This is a genomic window from Fructilactobacillus frigidiflavus (genome assembly GCF_044054575.1).
GTDB lineage: Bacteria > Bacillota > Bacilli > Lactobacillales > Lactobacillaceae > Fructilactobacillus > Fructilactobacillus frigidiflavus.
Map to the genome: position 1 here is coordinate 387,173 of NZ_CP168716.1, position 20,659 is coordinate 407,831.

General features: G+C 39.5%; 19 protein-coding genes and 1 tRNA gene. 1 reads left to right on the forward strand and 19 read right to left on the reverse strand.

Going from position 1 to position 20,659, the window contains the following annotated elements; all coding sequences use genetic code 11:
- Nucleotides 1-9: 9 nt before the first annotated feature.
- The 11 genes from ACEPSS_RS02030 to yycF all read right to left on the reverse strand — a co-directional run bounded on the left by ACEPSS_RS02030 (nucleotide 10) and on the right by yycF (nucleotide 11,277).
- The gene (locus ACEPSS_RS02030; protein WP_395319719.1) at nucleotides 10-390 is read right to left on the reverse strand and encodes a MerR family transcriptional regulator; all 381 of its coding nucleotides are present in this window, start codon (nucleotides 388-390) and stop codon (nucleotides 10-12) included.
- Between the two features lie 440 nt (nucleotides 391-830).
- Nucleotides 831-2,645 carry a pyruvate oxidase gene (spxB, locus tag ACEPSS_RS02035; protein WP_395319721.1) on the reverse strand — a complete coding sequence of 605 codons (1,815 nt, stop codon included), beginning with the start codon at nucleotides 2,643-2,645 and terminating at the stop codon, nucleotides 831-833.
- A gap of 112 nt (nucleotides 2,646-2,757) precedes the next feature.
- A complete protein-coding gene (locus tag ACEPSS_RS02040; protein ID WP_395319723.1) occupies nucleotides 2,758-3,513 on the reverse strand; it encodes a YibE/F family protein in 756 nt (251 codons plus the stop codon).
- Entirely contained in the window at nucleotides 3,510-4,625 is a 1,116-nt protein-coding gene (locus tag ACEPSS_RS02045) for a YibE/F family protein (RefSeq protein ID WP_395319725.1), read from the reverse strand. Before ACEPSS_RS02045 ends, ACEPSS_RS02040 begins: the two co-directional genes overlap by 4 nt.
- A 38-nt stretch (nucleotides 4,626-4,663) precedes the next feature.
- Nucleotides 4,664-5,143, reverse strand: a complete 480-nt coding sequence (gene rlmH, locus ACEPSS_RS02050) for a 23S rRNA (pseudouridine(1915)-N(3))-methyltransferase RlmH (protein WP_395319727.1) — start codon at nucleotides 5,141-5,143, stop codon at nucleotides 4,664-4,666.
- A gap of 55 nt (nucleotides 5,144-5,198) precedes the next feature.
- Nucleotides 5,199-5,333 (reverse strand): hypothetical protein, encoded by a 135-nt coding sequence (locus tag ACEPSS_RS02055; RefSeq protein ID WP_395319729.1) that lies wholly within the window; start codon nucleotides 5,331-5,333, stop codon nucleotides 5,199-5,201.
- A 422-nt stretch (nucleotides 5,334-5,755) separates the two neighbouring features.
- Nucleotides 5,756-6,559: an MBL fold metallo-hydrolase gene (locus tag ACEPSS_RS02060; RefSeq protein WP_395319731.1), complete on the reverse strand. Its 804-nt coding sequence runs from the start codon at nucleotides 6,557-6,559 to the stop codon at nucleotides 5,756-5,758.
- Nucleotides 6,552-7,406: a two-component system regulatory protein YycI gene (locus tag ACEPSS_RS02065; RefSeq protein WP_395319733.1), complete on the reverse strand. Its 855-nt coding sequence runs from the start codon at nucleotides 7,404-7,406 to the stop codon at nucleotides 6,552-6,554. Before ACEPSS_RS02065 ends, ACEPSS_RS02060 begins: the two co-directional genes overlap by 8 nt.
- Nucleotides 7,396-8,715 carry a YycH family regulatory protein gene (locus tag ACEPSS_RS02070; protein WP_395319735.1) on the reverse strand — a complete coding sequence of 440 codons (1,320 nt, stop codon included), beginning with the start codon at nucleotides 8,713-8,715 and terminating at the stop codon, nucleotides 7,396-7,398. Before ACEPSS_RS02070 ends, ACEPSS_RS02065 begins: the two co-directional genes overlap by 11 nt.
- Nucleotides 8,699-10,546: a cell wall metabolism sensor histidine kinase WalK gene (gene walK / locus ACEPSS_RS02075; protein ID WP_395319737.1), complete on the reverse strand. Its 1,848-nt coding sequence runs from the start codon at nucleotides 10,544-10,546 to the stop codon at nucleotides 8,699-8,701. The genes ACEPSS_RS02070 and walK overlap by 17 nt, the downstream gene beginning before the upstream one ends.
- Before the next feature lie 20 nt (nucleotides 10,547-10,566).
- Nucleotides 10,567-11,277, reverse strand: coding sequence for a response regulator YycF (yycF, locus tag ACEPSS_RS02080; protein WP_395319739.1), 711 nt, complete (start codon nucleotides 11,275-11,277; stop codon nucleotides 10,567-10,569).
- 209 nt (nucleotides 11,278-11,486) lie between these two features.
- Between yycF and ACEPSS_RS02085 the strand changes: the two genes are divergently transcribed.
- A tRNA-Lys gene (locus ACEPSS_RS02085) sits at nucleotides 11,487-11,559 on the forward strand.
- 96 nt (nucleotides 11,560-11,655) lie between these two features.
- Here ACEPSS_RS02085 and ACEPSS_RS02090 read toward each other — a convergent pair.
- From ACEPSS_RS02090 to gyrA, 8 genes are all read right to left on the reverse strand, one after another.
- Nucleotides 11,656-12,606: a DMT family transporter gene (locus ACEPSS_RS02090; protein ID WP_395319741.1), complete on the reverse strand. Its 951-nt coding sequence runs from the start codon at nucleotides 12,604-12,606 to the stop codon at nucleotides 11,656-11,658.
- Nucleotides 12,607-12,709: 103 nt separating this feature from the next.
- On the reverse strand, nucleotides 12,710-14,146 hold the full coding sequence (dnaB, locus tag ACEPSS_RS02095) for a replicative DNA helicase (protein WP_395319743.1): 1,437 nt from the start codon (nucleotides 14,144-14,146) through the stop codon (nucleotides 12,710-12,712).
- A 28-nt stretch (nucleotides 14,147-14,174) separates the two neighbouring features.
- Entirely contained in the window at nucleotides 14,175-14,627 is a 453-nt protein-coding gene (rplI, locus tag ACEPSS_RS02100) for a 50S ribosomal protein L9 (protein ID WP_395319745.1), read from the reverse strand.
- A 29-nt stretch (nucleotides 14,628-14,656) separates the two neighbouring features.
- On the reverse strand, nucleotides 14,657-16,675 hold the full coding sequence (locus ACEPSS_RS02105; RefSeq protein WP_395319747.1) for a DHH family phosphoesterase: 2,019 nt from the start codon (nucleotides 16,673-16,675) through the stop codon (nucleotides 14,657-14,659).
- Nucleotides 16,676-16,787: 112 nt separating this feature from the next.
- A complete protein-coding gene (rpsR, locus tag ACEPSS_RS02110) occupies nucleotides 16,788-17,042 on the reverse strand; it encodes a 30S ribosomal protein S18 (RefSeq protein ID WP_395319749.1) in 255 nt (84 codons plus the stop codon).
- Between the two features lie 40 nt (nucleotides 17,043-17,082).
- Nucleotides 17,083-17,592 carry a single-stranded DNA-binding protein gene (ssb, locus tag ACEPSS_RS02115; RefSeq protein ID WP_395319751.1) on the reverse strand — a complete coding sequence of 170 codons (510 nt, stop codon included), beginning with the start codon at nucleotides 17,590-17,592 and terminating at the stop codon, nucleotides 17,083-17,085.
- A 30-nt stretch (nucleotides 17,593-17,622) separates the two neighbouring features.
- The gene (gene rpsF / locus ACEPSS_RS02120; protein WP_395319753.1) at nucleotides 17,623-17,919 is read right to left on the reverse strand and encodes a 30S ribosomal protein S6; all 297 of its coding nucleotides are present in this window, start codon (nucleotides 17,917-17,919) and stop codon (nucleotides 17,623-17,625) included.
- 197 nt (nucleotides 17,920-18,116) lie between these two features.
- Complete coding sequence (gene gyrA, locus ACEPSS_RS02125; protein WP_395319755.1) at nucleotides 18,117-20,633, reverse strand: DNA gyrase subunit A; 2,517 nt, start codon at nucleotides 20,631-20,633, stop codon at nucleotides 18,117-18,119.
- Between the last annotated feature and the right edge of the window lie 26 nt (nucleotides 20,634-20,659).

A 20,659-nucleotide genomic window follows, 5' to 3' on the forward strand; every position in this document is an offset into this window, starting at 1 on the left:
ACCTCGTAATTAAAGGTTACTGCTATTTTTTCTTTCAGCTATTTTCTTATATAATTCATCTTCTACATTCAATAGTAATTTTTCTTTAACTTTTAACTTTTCTTTTTCCCTCCTCAAAAGATCTAATTCTGATTTTATAATCATTAAATTATCATTTAATTGCTTAACTGTTCCGCAATTTTCATCATGATTATCTTTTATTTTTTTAATTAATTTTAATGACATCCCTAATGATTTCAACTGAATAATATTCTTGAAATCATCACTATCTTTTGGTGTAAAAAAATACCAATTATTCATTTTACTAGGGGTTAACAGTTTTAAATTTATATAATGCTTTACTGTATCTATAGTTGTATTGTTTTTTTTTACAAATTCAGAAATTTTCATTTTTTATCCTTGTCAGTGGGTTAACCCTCTATGTTTTAATTACAATAAATCATCTTAATTATTAGAGGAAAACCTTATGCATATTTTATTTTTTATTTTACTATACCTTTATGGAATTACTATGAGCGGAAGTTCAATTATTATTTTTATGAATTCTCCACTTCCACTATGGATTATCATATTAAATTGTATGGGATCATTGTCATTATTTTTAACGCCAACTTCCAAAAATTTCTTTTATAGCGGAATAATATTACTTATAATAGCAGCAATTTTTAATGGCTTGGCTTTAAATGGACATATAAACCCTATTCATTTGTTTATTAGAGTGATTTTTTCCTTATTTATGCTCTTTCTATATAGATACATTAATAATTAAAAAAAGTCGCTAGTAACTGGCATTTTTCAATGCGGTTACTAGCGACTTTGAATTTTAATTTTTATAGCTTTACATCATATTCAGCAAAGTAATCAGTTAATGGTTTCAAATCGCTACCATCAAATTTTTCAAAGAATTCAGCTAAACTATAAGTCTTGCCTTCTTCTTGGAGATATCTTGGGTTAACGAATTCTTCTAATTTTCCATCAACAACTTTAACCACTAAATCTTCAACTGGTAAAGCCCGATGGTCATTAATTTCAACATCAAGTAGGAATGGTTTCCCAGCTTGAGTAGCTTTCAAAGCTGTGTCAAAAGCAGCAGGAAGTTCATCATAATTCGTGACTTTAAGGGCATCGATTCCCATTCCTTTCGCAATCATTGCGAAGTCTTGCCGTTGTAAATCAAGGCCAAAGATATTCATTGGAAGATCTTCTTGTTCACCTTCAATAAAGCTTAAATCACCATTTTGCGTCACGATGTTAAGAATTGGAAGCTGGTATTTAACCATGGTAACCAAGTCTTGCATCACCATTGATAAGGCCCCATCTCCAGCAATGTTAAAGACTTGTTTTTGGGGTTCATCTAACTGAGCGGCAATGGCACCCGGAACTCCAGAACCCATTGTGGCAAACAAAGCTGAGATGAGCCAATGATTAGTTGGTTTCAAATCCAAGTATCTAAAGGTACTGATAATGTTATCACCAACATCAATTGAAAAGATTGCATTTTCATCCGCAATCCGGTTAACTTGTTCGTAAACTTGAGCAGGTGAAAGACTGTTACTTTGGCTGGCTTTAATTTTAGCTAGGTATGCTTTCCAATTCTTTTGGTCAGCAACGGCCGCTTTAAAGAAGGCTGATTCGGGAACTGGTTGACTAGCTGCAATGGCTTTTTCTACAAAGGTCGTAGCATCAGACCAAATTGCTAAATCAGGAACATGATGACGGCCCAATTCAAGTTCAGAATTATCAATTTGTACATATTTAAAATCATGACCAGCATAGTAACTATTAGCGAAGGGGAAGTCTCCCCCAATCGCAATCACTAAATCGGCCGTTCCCAGAATTTCATCAGCGGCTTTAGAAGCAGCCCGATTGGCAGTTCCAAGGTTCCCCTCGTAGTCAGGATCAATTAATCCAATTGCCAAACCATCCATAATCAAAGGAATTTGAAGCCGTTTTGACAATTCAATTAATTTAGCTCCGCCTTGTTTAATTCCACGACCAACGTGGATTACCGGACGTTTTGCATTTTTAACCATGTCTAAGAATTCGGAAACTTCCGTATCAGTTGCGACTGGTTCAGGAGCTGGTTTTTCATAAGTGACCGAAGCTGAGTCATACCGAACATCGGGAATTGGAGCAAAGCCAAAGTCATTTGGAATCACAACTACGGCAACCCCTTTTTTGGCGTAGGCTTCATGAATTGCACGATCAATGACGTGTGGCAAACTTTCGGGGCTCATTACTACTCGATCGTAAACTGCGACATCAGAGAAAATCGGAGCTTCAGGCATTTCTTGGAAATAATTGTAATTCATGTCGTTATGCCCAACTTGTCCAACCAATGCTAGCATCGGTACTCGATCTTCTTTGGCGTCGTACAAACCATTGAGTAAGTTAACCGCACCGGGACCAGCTGATCCAAAGGCGACTCCAATTTTTCCAGTTAATTTAGCATGAGCGGCAGCTGCCAAAGCTCCCACTTGTTCATGCCGAACTTGGACATATTGAATTCGATCTTTTTCTTCATCTAAAGCATGAAGCGTTGAATTAATTGAACCACCGGGATAACCATAAATCCGTTTAACCCCATATGCTTCAATCACTTTTAACATTGCTACTGCTGCAGGAATTGTTTTTACATCTTTCATAATGATACCTCCTTTATTTGACTACAGCATAGTCCCTTTTGTAAGCGGTTACAACGCTTTGGCTTATGAATTTAATCACAAAAAATACGCCATCAATTGATGACGTATCGGTTTATTTAGCGGTGGTTTTTCGTTGTCGCAAAAAGATTCCAATCGTAACGGGAATCGTCAAAATGACCCCAATTGAAGAAATCAAAGTCATGATAAATTCCGAAATGAAAATCTTATCATTCATGATCATCCCAAAACTATAGTGCAAGCGGGAAAACCAGATGAAAAGTGCTAACAATTCACCGTAAAAACCAAAGAACAAGGTATTAAACGCAGTTCCAATGATTTCTTTACCAATCACTAACCCCTCACTGCGTAATTTAGCCGACGTAATCGTCGGATTGTGCGCTTCAATTTCAAATAGTCCAGTGGCAATCGCAATCGAAGCTTCTGCCACTGCTCCCAAACAACTTAAAATCGTCATCGCACACGAAACATCAAGAAATTTAACGCCAAGCTGCAACGATAACCCTTCTAAATCTTCCGTGTTTTCCGGACCAAAGCCTTGCACTTGAGCCCAATGCTCAATCGGAATAATCAATAAAATTACCAATCCCACTACAATCAAAGACGTGATAAAAGCAATATCAGCATTGCGGCCCTGTTGATTTCCAAAGTAAATTGAAATCACCAAAATAATGACCGCATTAATCAGCGTCACAATTAGATAAGGAAAGCCGTACGAAATTAACACGACCGAAATAAAGACCAAACCGAAATTAAAAATTAGGCCTAAAAAGGAAACAAAACCTTGTTTTCCTCCCGCTAACAGCATTGCGAGAAATAAAATTATGACTAATAAAGTTATAGTTGTCATTTAATCACCTTCGTTTTACAAATTGCCCCAGCAATCAAGCCGGTAATTGGTACTGTGAGCGCAATTCCAATTCCACTAATCAAACTTTGGACAATTCCTAATGACATAATCATCGAATACGAATAGCCCCAACTGTTTCCGTTTTTTAAAAAGAGGACCATCATCGGAAACGTCCCGGCCACAAAAATTAAAAATAACACGTTAATCAAGGGTCCCATAATCGAACGGCCAATCTGACGTGCATCTTCAAATAGCTGCCAGAAAGTTAAGGTCGGTTCTTCGCGGTTCACGGCGAATAAGCTCGAAGTGATATCCGCTGATAAATCCATAATCGCCCCTAAAGACCCAATCATACTCCCCGCAAAAAAGAGCGGTAACCGTTGCTGGGTCACATAATCCATCATTTCAAATTTCATGCCGCGTTGATGAGTAACCGTTAGGACTAAATAAGCAATTAAAATTGCGGAAAACGTTCCCATAATCGTCGCGGCAATCGCGACCACGGTTTCTTTCGATTTCCCAAAAATTAGCAACGCCGTCACCATCGTAAAGATAATTGAGAGGATGGCGAAGAGAACAAATGGATTGAATTTTGTGTGGACGTCTAGTTCAATTGCTACAAAAAATAGCAAAGCATTCACGACCAAACTCAACAGCGCCATTGATCCGCGGAATTTCAGAATTACTAATAACAGAGTAATCGTCAACCAAATTAAGAAAACTACGGTGGTATCCCGTTTAAAACCGGTAATCATCACTGATGAATTTTTTAATTTGTGACTTCCTAGATGAACAAAAATTTGTTGTCCCCGGTGATACTCCTGATCAGTTGCGGCAGCCCCACTAAATTGATTTTGGGCTTTTACCATTTTTCCGGCGTCCTGACCGTTTAAAATTTTCAAAGTTAAAGTTTGATTAGCTTGATAATCCCGATTTTGAAATTCATCGGTCGTGTTGGTTTTGCCATAATTGTGGACTTGTTCGACTTGGGCCACCGTTTGTTGGTAAAACGGTGCATCATAATGCGTAAATAAAACCGCCACTAGTCCTGCGACTAAAATCATTACAATGGTCAGCCACTTCATCCGAATTTTCGGCTTAATTCTTGTCAAATTTCCATCTCCCTAGGGTCTTTTTTCTAAGTTTAGCATTATTTATGGTAAGGACTACCTTGATTAATCATGAACGCCCGGTAAATTTGTTCACAAAAGACTAGGCGCATTAATTGATGAGGCAACGTAAATCTCCCAAATGAAATGGTCGCATTCGCCCGTTGCATGACTGCTTTAGAAAGTCCCAACGATCCTCCAATCACAAAGGTTAAATCGGAATGCCCGTACGTCGTTAAATCTTTGATTTTAGCGGCAAACTCTTCCGAAGCTAATTGCTCCCCTAAAATGGCTAAGGCAAATACAAATTCTTTATCATTAATTTTACTAAGAATTCGTTCTCCTTCTTTTTGCTTCACTTCTTCCATTTCGGCTTCACTTAAAGATTCTGGTGCTTTTTCATCGGCAACTTGCACGATTTTGAATTTACAAAAACGTGACAAGCGTTTTTCGTATTCGGCAATGCCATCGCGAAAATACTTTTCTTTTACTTTTCCCACAACTACTAATTTGATGTTCATAACTATACTCCTTTTAACAGTTTATCCACAAAGTTATCCACAGAAATCACAGTTATTAATTACTTTTCGTGGTTTTATCCACCACGCTTTTTCTGTGGATGTTGTCAATTATTTTTTTATTTTTTACCGTTTTCCACAGCAACATACGTTCGTTAACCCAAAAATCAACTGCTAAAATCGTTGCTACCATTGGATTTCAGCTTTAATAATAATTGTTTCCCAAAGTTATCCACACACCCTGTGGATAACTGTTGAGTTTTTATCCACGTTTGTTAAATCTTGAAATAACAACGGTTAGCATCACCACGGATAGTTTTGCACAGGTTTATCCACAGGTTATTAACCACGGTGTTTTTCCGCTAATTTTTTTCTTAATTATTAATTTTAAATAAATATTTTCGTTCGTAATATAAAAATTAACCTAACAGAATGTGGTCTATTTTTCTAGGTTTCTAAACGTGGTCTTCCTTAATTATAAACGACTTTTAGCTTAATTTTTACCATTTTTTTGCCTTCCACACTCTGTTAGGTTGGGTCAGCTTGATTCTTGATTTTCCGTTTTCTGCTTTTATCCACACAAAAAGCGTGACTATCGGGCTGATAATCACGCTTTTAAAGGGTATAGAGATCGGAAGGTTTTTCAACATCCGTCCCGTGTAGTTGAAAGCTTTTTCCCACACCTAACCCGTTATTTTGCATCATGGAAGCCACCGTTAAGCGTTGCAATTCTTTCGTATTATTATGATGACTGCGATGGGCTAAGAAAATGTGTTTCGTTTTCGGCCCCATCACGTCCATCAAGACTTCCGTTCCTTCAACGTTTGATAAATGCCCCGTATCACTCTGAATCCGGAGCTTGGTGTAGTAAGAATAGTCACCGTTCATCAACATATCGGTATCATAGTTACATTCAAACAGGTATCCGTCCGCATCGCGAATGATGCCCGCCACGTTATCCGAAATAGTTCCGGTATCGGTCACAATCACGAAACTTTTCCCATTATGGTGATAATTATAAAATTGGGCTTGCGCCGCATCATGTGAAACGGAAAAACTTTCCACGTCTAAGTCCCCAAATGATTCGGTTTGGTTCGGATCAAAAATGTATTTTTGTTCCACCGGAATTTTGCCAATTTTCCCGTTCATCGCTTGCCAAGTGGGTTCGTTTGCATAAACGTTCATGCCGTACTTCCGCGCTAAAATTCCAACGCCCTTAGCATGGTCAGTATGTTCATGGGTCACAAACATCGAATCTACATCTTTTAAATCTTTGCCAATTGATTTCATCATCCGTTCAATGCGAATTCCTGATAAACCGGCATCTTGAATGATTTTGTGTTCGGGTGTTTCGATATAAGTGCAGTTTCCTCCGCTTCCACTCGATAACACGCAAATTTTAAAATCGTCCTTATTCATCTTTCTTATCCACGCTTTCTAATGACTGCTGACTTTGGGCGGTATTTTGAACCTGTTCCGTTTTAAATGAAGATCCGTTAAAGGCATTAATTCGATGAATTTGGAGCTCAGAAGAAGCCTTCGCTTTCGTTGCAATCACCCAAGTTGGAATATAAACATCCTTCCCGTTAATGTATAACAACTTCGTATACCCTAATTTGGTCCACACGACATCTGAATTATTAGGAATCCCATTATATTGATACAGGTAAATGACCGCCCGTTCTTGCGAAATCAAGTCGGCTTTTTCGTGTAATATTTTAATATCATTGAGCTTTTGCTGCGTATACCCCATTAAACGATGATTATCATTCAAATTAAAGGTTAAGCGGCCCTGCGGCGTGTAAAAAACGCCCTCAATTGCTTTTTGATCATAAACTAGCTTGTTCTTGGTTGAGTCAATTCGATTAAACTCATATTTCTGACCGTCTAACACAAAACCCGGCTGTTTCAAAAGTTGATTAATCGTCTTTTCTGGATGTTTTTGATCAACTTTCAGCGGACTATGAAACATACTACTAATCGTATCATTTTCGTCAATTCGGGCATCTTGATTCCGTAGTATCCCCACCTCATTACTAAGTTTGGTGTCGGGCGTAGCGGAAATGTAATAGCCGGCCGCTTTTTGATCAGATAATTTACCCACTGAAATATTATCCCGTTTCATTTCCTTGATTACGGTACTATTCACGTTATCCGGAGCGGAATTATCGTTTTGAATATGATTAGTTTTCGTCATCAAAACCAAAAAGATATCAATCACAATAAAGGCGAAGAGAAAAACTTCTTGAATTCGTTTAAAGTTCATCGGCCTTCTCCTTTCCCAATTGATTATCTAAATAACGATAATTAACCCATTGTTGATTGTATTTAATGAACCAACTTGGTTGTAAGGTGACAATCAGCTTATTTTGGGTATCCGGAATTACCTGATAACCCAACCGAATTCCGCTAATTTGTTTCATATTAACGTTACTCTTTTCTAAATCAATCAAGAGATCTCGCGAGCTTGGGAGAGTCGTCGTTTGTTTATCAGTGGGAACTGGCACTTGGAAATCACGCAAGGAGAAGGCAAAGCGTTCCGTATTGCCATTCACAAATTTATAATTATAAACCCCCAGCTGTTGGTCACTGTAGATGGGGAAACCCTCAATGTAAAGGCGATAATTAACGTTGTGGGCTTTGGAATTATAGGTATCAAATTTAGTGCTTTCCAACGGAATCCCGAGCTGCACTGCATTTTGGTAAGCAGCTTTTAAAGCAGCAATAGGAGAAGTCACCTTTTGACTAGGCCGATAATTGTTATACACTACATCGTCATTATCATCAAAAACTAAATCTTGATTCTGCGAACTATAAACGGTTTTGTCTTTTTGATGTTTAACGGAAGCCGTGGTTGCATTACCGATAATCCGGTTCAAGTATGAGTTTTGGGTTTGTTCATGGAGCATGTACCCGTAATCCTTCATCTTAACTTGATTAGGGAAGTAGATGTACGGATGGCCGTTAATCGTCCGCAAATCAACCCGATTTCGATTCATTTGCTGCTTGAGAATGCGCTGAATGTTTTTTAATTTAAGCGAACTAACTTCCACTTTATAAATCACGTATTTATCATCATTTAGCAAATATACGTAAGGTTGCTTACCCTTCAAAGGCACGATGATTCGTTTAATTTCACCCTTATCTTTAAACTGATTGCTATGCAAAATTTGGGCTAACATATCTGAAGCAATCGGATTATTATAATTTAACATCAACGAACCCGACTGATCCATCACCTGATTATACTTAGCTGGGGCATTTTGGGATACTTTTTCCACGTTCTTATAATCATAACTTTGCATGACTTTAAAAATTTCCGAAACTAAATTAGTGGAAGAACTGGTTAACAACCACTTTTCTTTTCCGGTCGTCTCAATTAATTGGGTCGGTGAATAAACATCAATCATCCCCCGAGCATTCGCTTCGGTCTGTAAGGTCATTGATTTTTTTTCGTGAGTTTTACTACTAAAACGAGCCGGATTAGTTAATAAGGACACTGATAGCACCACACTAATTAAAACTGCGATTCCTAATAATAATGGTAACGTATATCGTTTAAGCTTCGCCATCATCCCACAAATCCTCCTCAACTGTTTCACAAGGTAAAGTAATGTAGAACGTTGATCCTTTACCCTCAGTACTACTAACATGGATACTACCGCCAAATGATTCCACAATTTCTTTTGAAATCGCCAGGCCTAGCCCACTCCCACCTTGCGCACGGGCGCGGGCTTTATCGACGCGATAAAACCGATCAAAGATGTGTTTAAGGGCTGCTTTGGGCATCCCTAACCCTTGATCAGAGATACTCATCACAATCTGATTATGATTTTCGTAAAGCCGACAGGTAATTACACCGCCATCGGGGGAGTATTTGACCGCATTATTCATGATATTATCAATCACTTGGGTAAAGCGATCGGTATCAATCTCGGCCCATAAATCTTGGTTAGTAAAATCCCGTTTAATCGTGTATTTTTTCTTAGTATCTTCACTACTAACAATCATATCAAAGCGATCCAAAACATAATTAAATAACCGATTGATGTTAACTAATTCCGTATTGTAGCTTTGGGTGCCAGAATCCATCCGCGATAGCGTCAATAAATCATTAATCATCCGAATCATTCGATTAGTTTCATCTTGGGTCACATTTAAAAATTTGGGTGCTAGTTCCTTATCTTCCCAGGCTCCATCTAACAAGGCCTCGATGTAAGAGTGCACACTGGTTAGTGGGGTCCGCAATTCGTGAGAAACATTGGATACGAATTGACGTCGATCCGCATCAATCTTTTGTTGGGCGGTTACATCATGGAACACACAAACAATCCCGTTAATAAAACCGGATTTGCGTTGAATTAGGGAAAAATGCGTTGAAAGAATCAACTGATGCTGCTTGGTAGAAAAGTCTAACAGTAATTGACCAGGATCATCAATTAAATTCTTTAAAGTATATTTATCCTGTAAGCGTAAAACTTCCAAAATCGGCCGGCCAACAACTTGATCCTTTTCATCATTTAAGAGATCCAGAGCTTCATCATTTACAATCGTCACAATTCCCCGGCGATCAGTGGCCATCACTCCATCCGTCATGTTATCGAGCACCGAATCTAACCGCCGGCGCTCTGATTCCGTTGATTCTTGCGATTCTTCAACTTGTACGGATAAATTATTAACGGCATGGGCAAGCTGCCCCAATTCATCGTTGCCATAGACCTGGACGTGCCCCGAATAGTCGCCGCGCGCAATTTGTTCCGTTTGTTTCTTTAATTCATCAATTGGTTTGGTAATCGCCCGTGAAATAACCAGGGTCAAAATCACCCCTAAAATTATTGAGAGGACTGCCGCAAAGAGGTAAATGGTCGTAATCCGATTAATGTTGCGATAAACCGGACTTAAATTAGCCCGAATGTAAACGGCCCCGGCAATGTTATTTTGATTTTTATCACTATTGCTGAGCGGAATAATCATCGTGTAATAACGATTATTGTTAGTAGAGGTGTTTTTCTCAATCGTTTTTCCACTATACAAGGCACTCTTAATGTCACTATCCGTATTTTTTTGCCCCACTAATGATTGCTCACTCGTCTGGCTCGTTCCCCGGATGTTATCATGGGCGTCCACCACTGTGATTTCATCAACGTTGTTCACGTCCGCATCTTGTAAAATCGTGCGAATTTGTTTATTCGCTTTAATTTGATTTTTGTTGGCTAATTGTTTTTTTAAAGAGGTATTCACATAGGGTTTAAGCTGGATTGAATCCTTAAATGTCGCTAGATTTTGATACTCAAGCTGCCGTACAAAGACCGTCCCCACAATTTCTAGGGTTAGCAACATCATTAATACGAAAACCAGGGCAATCTTAAAATGAATTGATTTAAAAAATTTCCACTGCTGTTTCATTATGCGTTCCTCTTACTGATTTATTTATTTTCGGCAGCATCGCGGACGTAGTAACCTACTCCACGACGAGTTACTAGCCAAACTGGATGACTAGGATCATCTTCAATTTTTTCTCGTAATCGACGAACCGTTACATCAACCGTCCGTACGTCACCAAAGTAGTCATAGCCCCACACCGTTTGGAGTAAGTGTTCTCTAGTCATTACTTGCCCAGCGTGTTTAGCTAGGTAATGAATTAATTCGAATTCACGGTGGGTAAGATCAACCGTCGAACCATTTTTGGTGACGGAATAAGATTCGGGATGAATTGTTAAATCCCCAAAGGTAATTTCTTTCTTTTCGTCATCTTCGCTGCTATTTTCACTAGCTACCGTTTGTCGCCGTAAGTTAGCTTTGACCCGAGCCACTAATTCGCGGTTTGAAAATGGCTTCGTTACGTAGTCATCCGCCCCAATTTCTAGGCCTAAGACCTTATCTAGTTCGGAATCTTTGGCCGTTACCATGATAATCGGCATGTTGTGCGTTTTGCGAACTTCTTTGGCAACTTCTAATCCGTCAATTTTGGGCAACATTAAGTCCAAAATAATCAAGTCAGGCGTCGCTTCTTCCACTTTCTTTAGGGCATCTTCACCATCATAGGCGACTTCAACTTCGTAACCTTCTTTTTCTAAACTAAATTTTTCAATATCCGTAATTGGTTTTTCATCATCGACAACTAAAATTTTTGACATAATTTTTCGCTCCTAAGGGTTCGTTTTCTAATGCTTGATTTGAATTTGACCAAGGCTTATGTTATGCTCAGTCACCACTAAGTATAACATAAGTAATTTAGGCAACTAAGCATCCGTGACTGCTTCATCCTTAAAAATTACGGAATTTATGCAAAATAGTATTGCGTTGCCTTGGTCCATATGATAATATATTAAATGTACTTTGATATGGGCAGTTAGCTCAGCTGGCAGAGCAACGGACTCTTAATCCGTGGGTCCAGGGTTCGATCCCCTGACTGCCCATCATATCAAGCAAGGTCTTACCAATTTGGTAAGGCCTTTTTTGTTGGCTAAATTTAAGCAACAAAAAACGGAACTGAAATTCAGTTCCGTTGCTAATTATTCAATTTTTTCTTCATCGGTATTTGCCTGATAGCCGACCACCGTCACAATTGAGCCACAAATGATAATCGCAATCCCAATCATGGTTGGTAAGTTAATGTTTTCTCCAATCAAGAAGAAGGCAAAAATTGGTGAAAGCACCGGTTTAAAGAAGAAGACGAGGGAAGCCATTGAGACCCCACCATCTTGTAAGGCCAAAAAGTAAAAGGCAAAGCCCCCACCAGTTACGGCTAAGCCCACAAAGGCTAAAATCCAAAAGTTAGCTAAATTAACGTTCGTAAAAATTGGAATGGCCGCAAATGGTTTTAACCAACCAACTGAACGCATGGCGGCTGCAACCGGTGGAATTTTCGTAATTAAAATAATTACTAATAATTCAGCTGCTCCCGCAATGAAGGTGAATCCCGTCATGACTACCCCATCTAAATGAACTTTTAGGGAACTAGCTTGTGACATAATTCCGTAAAAACCAAAGGTGGCAGCTGCTAAAATGGCCAAGGAAATCCCAATTGGATTGGTTAGTTTAAAGGGATCAATAATTACCAACAATCCAATTACTGATAAGACCAACGAAATAATGTCCGAACGAGAAACATTTTCCTGCAAAATAAAGTAGGCAAAAATCAAAGCAAACACAGGGTTACAGCTAAAGAGCACGGCGACAATCGCTGGTTCTCCATACACAATCGCTAACTGGTACAGGGTCATGGACACAACTACACACAAAAAGCCGGTAAATGAAAAAATTTTCCAATCTTCCCAGTGCAATTTATGGTGTAGTTTTTTTAAGCGCGAGATGGCAAATGGTAAAATTACCAAGCCCCCTAAAGTAAACCGAATCAAGTTTAACTGAATCGGGTTAAATTGATTACCGGCTACTTTCAAGGCAATTTCCATCAAACTAAATAAAACAGTTGAAATAAACACGTAAATCAAAGATTTTTTCATAATATGTATCGAGCTCCTCACTTATTTTAAAATACAAAACATTGGTTAAAATTGCAAATTATACAAAAAGGTCAGTCCAGTCGCATGCTGGGCTGACTTTGTTTTATTCTCGATAAGAAACGTTAGAAAACTTGTTGAAAGCTTTTAAAAATAAAAGTGGGACCGTTCCCCGAGCTCCCGAACGGTTCTTCTCAATGATAACTTCCACTTCACATTGGCCAGTATCATCGTCATCTTCCATGGCTGGTGCTTGCGGTGGCTGTGGTGCTCCTGGAGCGCCATTGTTTTCATCTGCCCCATCGCGTTCGTAATAATCATCTCGATACAAGAACGCTACGATATCGGCATCTTGTTCAATTGATCCCGACTCACGGATGTCAGAAAGCACGGGCCGCTTATCTTGCCGTTGTTCCACTCCCCGCGAAAGTTGGGACAAGGCAATAATGGGCACTTGTAATTCGTTGGCTAATTTTTTCAATTGCCGCGAAATTTCGGAAACTTCTTGTTGCCGACTTTCTTTATTATTCCCTTCAATCAACTGGAGATAGTCAATCACAATCAAGCCTAAACCGGGATCATCCACGCCTTGTTCATGTTCGGCTTCTTTTTTTAGCCGCCGACAGTTCGCCCGAATTGAGGAAATCCGATTTCCCGGAGTATCATCAATAAAAATACGGGATTCAGATAGGGTTCCCATTGAAACGGTCAAAGCTTGCCACTCTTCTTGGGTTAAGTCCCCCGTCCGCAAATGGTTAGAGTAGATACTTCCTTCAGCACAAAGCATCCGGTTAACTAAGGACTCAGCACTCATTTCCAAACTAAAAATGGCCACGGTTTTGTTGGTTTTAATTCCCACGTTCCGCGCAATGTTCAACGCAAACGCAGTTTTACCAACTGCGGGACGAGCAGCCAGGATAATTAACTCTCCGGGATGTAAGCCCGTCGTCATCTTATCTAGTTGAACATAACCCGTAGCCGTTCCAGTGACCGTTTCGCCACCATTTTCCGCTAATTCTTGAATTTTTTTCCAAGAATCACCCACGACTTCACCGATTTTTTTAAACCCACTTTGATTCCGCTTCTCTGAAACGTCCATAATTTCACGTTCAGCGTTATCTAACAAATCATCTAGGTTTTCGTTTTCATTGTATCCGTCGCTAGCAATTTTGTTGGCAGTTTCAATTAAACGGCGTTGGGTCGCTTTTTTATGCACAATTTTGGCATAATAATCGACGTTAGCCGCTGAAGGCACCGAATTTACCAAATCAACTAAATAGGGAACCCCACCAACATCTTCCAGTTGATTTTGACCCTTTAATTTATCAGCCACTGACACTGCATCAATTACTTCATCGGCATCCGCTAAATCTAACATCGCTTGAAAAATAATTTGGTTGGCCCGACGGTAAAATTCAGCGGGCGTTAAAAACTCGGAAGCCGCGGCGATTGAATCCGGACTTAAGAAAACTGCTCCTAAGACCGCTTTTTCGGCTTCGGGATTGTTAGGGGGAGTATGATCTAGCAAAACCTCGTTGTTCATACATATCCTCTTTTCTAATACTTATCCATTATTTTTCTGAAACGTGAACCCGAATGGTAGCAGTAACTTGCGCATGCAATTTAACGGGAACGTTAGTGTAACCCATCGTTTTGATTGGTTCTGGCAATTCAATCTTACGTTTATCAAGATCAACGTGGTATTGATCAGCTAAACCTTTCGCGATTTGTTTGCTAGGAATTGAACCGAATAAACGGCCATCTTTTCCTTCTTTGGCCTTTAATTCAACTACTGTATCATCTTTTTCCAAGAACGTTTTAATCTTTTCGGCTTCTTCTAAAGCGGCTTCTGCGTTTTCGGCTTCATGACGTTGCACTGCCTTTACTTTAGCCACGGCAGCTTTAGTAGCTACTTCAGCTAAACCATTTTTAATTAAAAAGTTTTGGGCGTAACCAGCTGGGACGTTCTTAACTTCGCCGCGTTTTCCTTTACCTTTTACATCTTCTAAAAAAATAACTTTCATGATCTGTTCTCCTTTTAAATTTGAGTATTCTAATCGTTAGTTGGCTCTGATTCTTCATCTTTGTGTAAAACATCTAACAACATCGTTTGAACTTCATCGACCGACTTATCCGTAATTTGGGTTGCTCCGGCACCGAGGTGACCCCCACCACCGAGCGCTTCCATGATTAACTGGACATTAATCTCGCCATTACTTCGGGCTGAGATACCCACATTTCCATCATTACGTCGGAAAATTACGAAGGAAGCAGCTACTCCATCAATTTTCATCAATGAATCAACGGACTTAGCGGCCGTTACAGAATCATATTTTTGTTCATCTTCCGCTGTAATTAGCGCTAAGTTCCCGTCGATAAATTGTACCATGGATATCAAGTGATTTTCAGCCATATAGTTGTTCACGTTTTCTTTCATAAAGAGCGAAATCTCATCAACATTGGCTCCAGAAGACCGTAAATAACTGGCAGCATCAAAGGTTCTGGTCCCAGTTTTGACCGTAAATGATTGCGTATCCACGACAATTCCAGTTAACATCGTCGTTGCTTCCAAGGTGTTAATCGGATCGGCACTTTGGGATTGATATTCAAACATTTCGGTAATTAGTTCACAGGCAGATGACGCATATGGTTCTACGTAAGCTAATAATGGATTTTCCGGGAAATCTTCGCCCCGGCGATGATGATCAATAATCACTACCCGATTCTGCAAGCGTTCGTAAAGGCTGGGCGCTAATCCAATCGTTGGGTTAGAATGGTCCACCATGACTAGTAAACTATCATCAGTGGCCATTTTAACGGCCTTATCGGAGGTAATAATCGAATCCTTGATATCTGGATAATCATCAATTTCATCTAAGAGCCGTTGAATATCAGAATAAACATTCTTTTCGTCAAAAACAATGTAACATTCTTTGCCGTTCATTTGGGCAATTCGCCGGATTCCTAAAGCAGCCCCCCAACAATCCATATCAGGATGGGCATGGCCATCCACAAAGATTTTGTCAGACCCTTTCATCAAATCTTGTAAAGCGGATGTAATCATCCGGGCTCGGACTCGAGTCCGTTTTTCCATTGGGTTGGTCTTGCCCCCAAAGAAGCGGGCTTCCCCATCGTTAGGCTTGATGACTGCTTGATCACCACCTCGGCCAAGCGCTAAGTCTAAGTTACTTTGGGCTTGGTCAGCCAATTTATTCAAATCAATGTCATCATACGCAATCCCGATACTCAAAGTAATCGGGAAATTTTGTTTCGAAGTTCCTTGCCGAATCTTATCTAAAATATCAAATTTATCGGCTTCAATTGCTTGTAAAGCCTTCATATACATCATAATCATGTAATGATCAGCATCAATTCGTTTTAAGTAAACCCCGTACTGCTTGGCCCAAATACTCAACTGATTGGTAACGTAGTTCTTTAAATTAGAAATTTCTTGATCGGTCATTGATTGACTTACCTCATCAAAATTATCTAAATAAACTTCCCCAATGACCACCCGCTCGTCAAGATAGCGTTTTTCAATTGATGCATAATGGGTAATATCAACCATGTAGACGGTATTATACTGGCGTTGAATTAAAATCATAAACTGTTTTCCACGCCACGTTACTTCAAAAGAATCATCTTGTTCCCAATGATTTTGAATAATATCAAACAAATCGGGATCAACTTCCTCTAAAGAACGCTGAATTACTTTTTTACCCTCAAAATAAGGCTGTAAATAAGGATTAACCCACGAAATTCGTTTCGCACGATCCAACAATAACACCCCAATTGGCATTTCCAAAAGGGCTTCTTGTTCTCCGCGCGAGATTAAATATGATAAATCAGTTAAATAATTGTTAGCATTTTCTTCCACAATGTTTAAATTTTTGATGGTGTAAGCTAAACCAATGCAGGCCATTATCAAAAGGACCACACCGACTATCAAATTATAAAGAAAAGCAATCACTAACCCCAAAATCAAACTAACGGCAATAAAGAGCGAAATACTCCGCAATCGTTTGTTTCGCAAAAACGGTGGTAAATTATTCTTTTTTACTATTTTTTCCATAAATTCACCCCTACATTTAAACTACTTTTGTCTTCTATTCTATCACAAGCCGTTTAAAAATTTACGCAATAAAAAAAGACCTAGCGGATGCTAGGTCTCCTTTAGTTATAAATTAGTCTTCAACTACGAATGGTAGTAAAGCCATGATACGGGCACGTTTGATTGCGCTAGTCAACTTACGTTGGTTTTTAGCACTAGTTCCAGTAACACGACGAGGTAAAATCTTACCTCGTTCTGAAATGAAACGTTTCAATAAGTCAGTATCTTTGTAATCGATGTATTCGATGTGGTTAGCAGCGATGAAGTCTACCTTACGGCGACGGTGTCCGCCTCTTCTTCCACCTCTAGAATGTCTTTGTTCAGCCATGTTTTTCCCTCCTCGGTCGTAAATCAGATCAGCACATTAATTAAAATGGAAGATCATCATCGGAAATGTCGATTTGGTCACCACCAGCAAATGGATCGGCAGAATTGTCGGAACCTTTGTTAATATTTTGGTTGTTATTACCACCAAAATTATTATTAGCTGGAGTGCCAAATGGATTTTGTTGAGGAGCAGCATTGCCGGCGTTGTTATTACCTGGTTGGCTACCATTTTGACGTGGTTCCAAGAAAGTAAAGTTTTCAACGACCACTTCGGTCACGTAGACCCGTTGGCCTTGTTTGTTTTCGTAGTTTCTAGTCTGTAAACGACCTTCCACCCCGATTAACGAACCTTTATGAACGAAGTTAGCAAGGTTTTCAGCTGGTTTACGCCAGATAACACAATTGACAAAATCAGCTTCCCGATCACCATTGGAACTGGTGAATCTACGATCAACAGCTAAGGTAAAAGTACCTACAGCTGCGCCGCTTTGGGTGTATCGCAAATCGACATCTCGTGTTAAACGTCCAGTTAGGACAACGGTATTAATCATCTGAAAATGCTCCTCTCAGTTTAAAGTTTATTATTTGTCGTTACGAACAACAGTCATGTGACGTAAAATGTCACTACTGAATTTTGCAAGACGATCAAATTCGTTGATTGCATCAGCGTTGTCAGCAGTTAAGTTAATCACGTGGTATAAACCTTCGTTGTAACCGTTGATTTCGTATGCAAGACGGCGTTTTGACCAGTCTTTTGAATCGATTAACTTAGCACCATCGTCAGTCAAAATCTTGTCGAAACGTTCTACTAAAGCAGTTTTAGCAGCGTCATCAAGATCAGGACGAATAATGTAAGTAATTTCATATTTGTTTTCCATGAATTACACCTCCTTATGGACTATAGGCCCTCCAGTGATTTGAAGAGCAAGGGCAAACTAAGTTTACTTAGTTCACAAGTTTAAATTATATCACGATTAGAATTATTATTCAAACCACGAAATGTTTTTTTGCGATACATCAATAAATACGGAAACAAAAAGAATTCCATTTTACAAAATGAAATTCTCGTTTTTAATTATTCAGTTTGATCATCCGCAGCTGATTGAGCATCAGTTGCATCAATTTCTTCATCATCATCATCTTCTGGTTGGACAATTGCCATCGTTGCCACGATTGAATTATCATCAACTCGAATCAAATGAACTCCTAAAGTTGAACGCCCAGTTTCAGACACGTTTCCGGCGGCAAATCGAATCATGACCCCTTGATCGGTAATCAACATGATGTCTTCATCGCCGTTCACAACGCCCATTCCCACTAGAGGACCGTTCTTTTCAGTCACGTTTGAGGTTTTAATTCCTTTACCACCCCGACCTTTAATTGGATATTGAGCAACTGGCGTCCGTTTTCCGTAACCGTTTTCTGAAATAACAAATACATCAGAACCAGGCGTTAAGATGGCTGCTCCAATTACGTAATCACCATCACGTAAGCGTACTCCGCGCACTCCAGAAGCAGAACGTCCCATCGAACGAACATCTTCCACCTTGAAACTAACTGCGTAACCAAGGTGAGTTCCGATAATCACGTTTTGATCACCGTCAACTAGGGAAACCTTGATAAGTTCATCATCATCATGAAGATTGATGGCTTTCAATCCGTTGTTTCGAATGTTGGTGAACTCATCAATTGGGGTCCGTTTAACCGTTCCTAATTTAGTGGTGAAAAAGAGGTATTTATGTTCCCCATCTCCAGCAACTCTTAAGACCGTTTGAATTTTTTCTTTTTCGCCTAGGTTAATCAAGTTCACAATTGGAAGTCCTTTGGCAGAACGACCATATTCTGGCACTTCATAAACCTTCATGCTGTAAACTTTTCCTGCATTCGTAAAGAAGAGGAGTAAGTCATGCGTGGAACCGTTAATTAGATGTTCAATGAAGTCATCTTTATTAACTCCCATTCCCTTAATTCCACGACCACCACGGTTTTGGGTCTTGAAATCATCAGTAGGAATCCGCTTGATGTAACCATTATGCGTCAACGTAATCGTGACGTTCTTATCTTCGATGAGGTCTTCATCTTCAATATTAGTGATTTCACCAATCATCAATTCAGTCCGACGTGCATCACCGAAGCGTTTTTGGATATCTAATAATTCATCATAAATAATTTCTTTAACCCGATCATGACTAGCCAAAATATCTTTGTAATCTTTAATTTGGGCTAATAATTTCTCGTGTTCGTCGTTAATCTTGCCACGTTCTAGGCCAGTTAACCGAACCAACCGCATATCTAAAATGGCTTGGGCTTGTTTATCATCTAATTCGAATTGGGTAATCAATTCGTTTTTAGCAATTTCCGCGGTTTTTGAACCTCGAATAATCGCAATGATTTTATCGATGTTATCTAGCGCAATTAATAATCCCACTAAAATATGAGCTCGTGCTTCGGCTTTCTTTAAGTTGAAACGGGTTCTACGGGTAATCACTTGAACTTGATAAGTGAGATAACTAGTTAAAATTTCTTTTAAGCTTAAAGTTTTTGGCGCTCCGTCAATGATGGCCAACATGTTAAAGCTAAATGAAGTTTGCATCAAAGTTAATTTGAATAAGTTATTCAAAACCACTTCTGCACTAGCATCGCGACGAATATCAATTGCAATCCGCATTCCTTCACGGTCTGATTCATCATTAATTGCGGTGATGCCATTAATTCGCTTGTCCCGCACTAAATCAGCGATTCGTTCGATTAATTTGGCTTTGTTAACCATGTAAGGTAATTCGGTAACTACAATGGTTTGTTTCCCGTGCTTGTCTTCTTCAATATCCGTTTTAGAACGAACTACGATATTGCCACGACCAGTTTCATAGGCATGTCTAATTCCCGACTTACCCATCACGATTCCCCCCGTTGGAAAATCAGGTCCAGGAAGGGCTTCCATTAGATCATTAACATCCGCATCCGGGTTCTTCATCAAAATGTGAATGGCAGAAATCACTTCACTTAAATTGTGAGGGGGAATGTTCGTTGCCATTCCTACGGCAATCCCTGTCGCACCATTTAGTAACAAGTTGGGAATCCGGGCTGGTAAAACAACTGGTTCGCGTTCGGTTCCATCATAGTTAGGAACAAAATCTACGGTATCTTTGTTTAAATCACGCAACATTTCCATCGAAATTTTGCTAAGTCGGGCTTCAGTATAACGCATAGCAGCAGCGCCATCGCCATCAACTGAACCAAAGTTACCGTGACCGTCAACTAACATGTAACGATAACTGAATTCTTGGGCCATCCGAACCATGGCTTCGTAAATTGAACTATCACCATGGGGGTGGTACTTACCCATAACATCTCCCACAATTCTGGCAGATTTTTTGTAGGGTTTTTCTGGGGTAACTCCTAATTGATCCATCCCGTATAAAATCCGTCGGTTAACGGGTTTCATTCCATCACGTACATCAGGCAAAGCCCGTGCCACGATGACACTCATGGCGTAGTCAAGGAAGGAAGATTTCATTTTTTTCGATAAATCAACATTCGTAATTCGTGTTTCTGGCGTCTCGGTTTCGTTTGCCAAAGGATTAACCTCCATTCGTGTCGGTTAATGTTTCACATGAA